5 protein-coding genes are annotated in these 3426 nt (G+C 69.9%); all 5 read left to right on the forward strand.

Going from position 1 to position 3426, the window contains the following annotated elements:
• Nucleotides 1-364: 364 nt before the first annotated feature.
• Nucleotides 365-700, forward strand: a complete 336-nt coding sequence (gene rpsF, locus SACPADRAFT_RS0207050) for a 30S ribosomal protein S6 (RefSeq protein ID WP_007026987.1) — start codon at nt 365-367, stop codon at nt 698-700.
• Nucleotides 701-710: 10 nt separating this feature from the next.
• Nucleotides 711-1211 (forward strand): single-stranded DNA-binding protein, encoded by a 501-nt coding sequence (locus tag SACPADRAFT_RS0207055; RefSeq protein WP_007026988.1) that lies wholly within the window; start codon nt 711-713, stop codon nt 1209-1211.
• A gap of 71 nt (nt 1212-1282) precedes the next feature.
• On the forward strand, nt 1283-1531 hold the full coding sequence (rpsR, locus tag SACPADRAFT_RS0207060; RefSeq protein WP_007026989.1) for a 30S ribosomal protein S18: 249 nt from the start codon (nt 1283-1285) through the stop codon (nt 1529-1531).
• A 15-nt stretch (nt 1532-1546) separates the two neighbouring features.
• Nucleotides 1547-2008 (forward strand): 50S ribosomal protein L9, encoded by a 462-nt coding sequence (gene rplI, locus SACPADRAFT_RS0207065; protein WP_007026990.1) that lies wholly within the window; start codon nt 1547-1549, stop codon nt 2006-2008.
• A gap of 319 nt (nt 2009-2327) precedes the next feature.
• A partial coding sequence (locus SACPADRAFT_RS32375; protein WP_007026991.1) for a PPE domain-containing protein occupies nt 2328-3426 on the forward strand: 1099 nt, incomplete at its 3' end.

The following is a 3426-nucleotide window of genomic DNA, read 5'->3' on the forward strand; positions in this document are numbered from 1 at the left end:
CGACGGCTCGCCGGCCGGCGTCCGCAACGCGGGCAACGCCGACGCGCTGGCGACGGACGGGAGCTCCGACCCGGTGCAGCTCCCGATGCTGCTGGCCGTCGCGGCGGTGGCGGGGGTCACCGCGGGCCTCGTGCGGACCTGGGTCCTGCGCCGCGTGTCCTGAATCGCCCGGGCACAGTCCCCGGGACCACGTCGGGCTCCCGTACCTCCCGGTTCGGGAGCCCTTCGCGTGTCCGGCGCATCGTGCGAGGACACGACCCCACCCACGACGGTTCCGGCGGGGCCTGCGGCTAGACTGGCTCCCCGGCAACCCTCCTGTCACGGAACGCCCGTGACCGCTCGAGCCCGTAGGAGGTGAGTGGTTGTGTCACGCCATTACGAGGTAATGATCATCCTCGATCCCACGTTCGACGAGCGCAACGTCTCGTCGACGCTGGAGAACTACCTGAAGGTCATCCGCGATTCCGGCGGGAACGTGGAGAACGTCGACGTCTGGGGTCGGCGCAGGCTGGCCTACGAGATCCGCAAGCAGTCCGAGGGCATCTACGCCGTGCTCGACCTGTACTGCGAGTCGGACGCCGTCAAGGAACTCGAACGGCAGCTCGGCCTGCAGGAGACGGTGCTGCGCACCAAGGTCGTCCGCAAGCTGCCCCCGCGCGGCGCGAAGAAGGCCGCCAAGAAGGCCTCGGCGAAGGTCTGAGGCGACCGCGATGGCAGGCGACACCATCATCACGGTGGTCGGCAACCTCACCGCCGACCCCGAACTGCGATTCACGCCGTCCGGTGCCGCGGTCGCGAACTTCACCGTCGCGTCCACGCCCCGGATCTTCGACCGCCAGGCGGGCGAGTGGAAGGACGGCGAGGCGCTGTTCCTGCGCTGCAACATCTGGCGACAGGCGGCGGAGAACGTCGCCGAGACCCTGACCAGGGGCGCCAGGGTGATCGTGCAGGGCAGGCTCAAGCAGCGCTCGTTCGAGACCAAGGAAGGCGAGAAGCGCACGGTCGTCGAACTCGAGGTCGACGAGATCGGCCCGTCCCTGCGGTACGCGACCGCCAAGGTCAACAAGATCAGCCGGGGCGGCGGCGGAGGCGGCGGCTTCGGCGGCAGCGGTGGCGGTGGCGGTGGCGGCGGGACCCCCGCCGACGACCCGTGGGGCTCGGCCCCGCCGGCCGGAGGTGGCGGCGGGTTCTCCGACGAGCCGCCGTTCTGAGCCGTCCGACGCCGATTCCCGCGCGGTAGCGCGCCCGAACAACCACACGAAACGTTCCCCAGGAGTACACCGTGGCCAAGCCACCCGTTCGCAAGCCGAAGAAGAAGGTCTGCGTTTTCTGCAAGGCCGAGAAGCAGGGGCAACCCGAGCCGATCGACTACAAGGACACGACCATGCTGCGGAAGTACATCTCCGACCGCGGCAAGATCCGTGCCCGTCGGGTCACCGGCAACTGCAGCCAGCACCAGCGGGACGTCGCCATCGCGGTCAAGAACTCGCGGGAGATGGCTCTGCTGCCCTACACCTCGACCGCTCGCTGAGGAAGGAAGTCCGTCATGGCGAGGATCATCCTGACGACCGACGTCGCCCACCTCGGCGGCCCCGGCGACATCGTCGAGGTGAAGGACGGCTACGCGCGTAACTACCTGCTGCCGCGGGGTTACGCGATGACCGCGACCAAGGGTGCGGAGCGCAACGTCCGCACCATCCGGCGTGCCCAGGAGGCCCGTCGGATCCGCGACCTGGACCACGCCAAGGAGATCAAGCAGACGCTCGAGAACCTCGGCACGGTGGAGGTCACGGCGAAGTCGGCCGAGGGCTCGAAGAAGCTGTTCGGCTCGGTCACCCCCTCCGACGTGGTCAGCGCGATCAAGGCGGCCGGGGGCCCGCAGCTCGACAAGCGGGTCATCGAACTGCGTCAGCACATCAAGACCGTCGGCAGGCACGACGTCCGTGCCCGCCTGCACCCGAACGTGACGGCCGACGTCCGCCTGGACGTCGTGCCCACCCGGGCGTAAGCACGGCCGACGAACACCACACCGACTGCGGCGGGGTCCCCCGGGGCCCCGCCGCAGTCGTGTCCGGGGGCCGGTAACGCCGCCCCGTGGATCTTTGCCGGATCGATACCGGCCCGGGGAACCCGAACCACCCACCCCACGTCGAAACGTTTGGGATACTCACCGTGGACGGGCGCCAGCGGATCGCCCGCCGACACGGGTGCCCATCCATCGGCACGGGTGCCCATCCATCGGCATGAAGGGGGACCTACGCATGACCGACGTTTCCCTGAGCACCACGGCCCGCACCGCGGCCACAACGTGAAGGGGTGAGGCACGGATGCCACTGCCATTCCTGATCGCGGGCGCGGGCACCTTGGCGGCATACAGCGCGGCGACCCAGGAGGAAGCCGGGAACTTCGCCGCGGGGGATGGTTCGCGGACCATCGACCCCCACCAGATCTACGAGCAGCTCACCTCCGGGCCCGGTACCGGCTCGCTGGAGAACGGCCGGGAGGCTGCCGGCACATTGAAGCAGACCTTCGATGAACGGGTCCGGCAGATGGACGACCTGGCCTCGAAGATGGACCAGGCCTGGCAGGGCGACTCCGGCGAGGCGGCGAAGGTCGGCGCCCGGCCGTTGAAGGACTGGCTGCTCGACTCCGGGTACAAACTGGAGAACAGTGACCGGACGATGGGCGCGCAGGCCGATGCCTTCAACGGGGCGGTCTCCCGCGTACAGCAGGTCCCGCAGAAACCTCCCGAGAGCGGATGGGTGAACGACATCAATCCGTTGACCACCGACAAGGATCGGGAGATCGCGGATTACAACGCCAAGGCGCAGGCGAACGTCGACGCGTTCAACGGGTACTACGAGGCGACCACCTCCAACAGCCGTTCCGTACCGCGGTACAGCACACTCACCGGCGAATTCGGCGACATCAAGGTGGACGAGAACGCCGGAAAGGACGCTTCGGACGCCGGGAGCGGATCCGGTACCGGGCCGGCACCCGCCGGGATGCCCGGTGGAACCGGTGGCAGTGGCAGTGGCAGTGGCTCCGGCCCGGCGGGCTCCGCCGGCTTCTCCGCGCCCGGCGGGGGGAGTTACGCCCCGGCGGCGAGCGGCGGTGCCGGGAGTGCGTCCGGTAGCGGGGGATACACCTCGGGTGGGACCGACGGGTTCACACACCGGCCCGGACAGTGGGACGACGGAACCTCCGCCTCCGGCTGGGCTCCCCCGAAGACGAACGTTCCCGATCTCGACGGCAGCGGCGGTGGCTTCGGCCCCGGCGGCGGGTCCGGCATCGGTGGTCCCGGATCCGGGTTGGGTGGTTCCGGAGGGGCTGCCGGAGGTGGCGCCGGCGCCGCCGGTGCGGTCGGCGGATACGGCGCGGCCGGCGGATACGGCGCGGCCGGGGGGTACGGCGCCGGGGGAGTAC

Source organism: Saccharomonospora iraqiensis subsp. paurometabolica YIM 90007, from assembly GCF_000231035.2.
Lineage (GTDB): Bacteria > Actinomycetota > Actinomycetes > Mycobacteriales > Pseudonocardiaceae > Saccharomonospora > Saccharomonospora paurometabolica.

What these genes read in the sequence shown, in the direction of transcription:
- SACPADRAFT_RS0207055 (WP_007026988.1), top strand. Translation starts at nt 711, where the DNA reads ATGGCAGGCGACACCATCATCACGGTGGTCGGCAACCTCACCGCCGAC.
- rplI (WP_007026990.1), top strand. Translation starts at nt 1,547, where the DNA reads ATGGCGAGGATCATCCTGACGACCGACGTCGCCCACCTCGGCGGCCCC.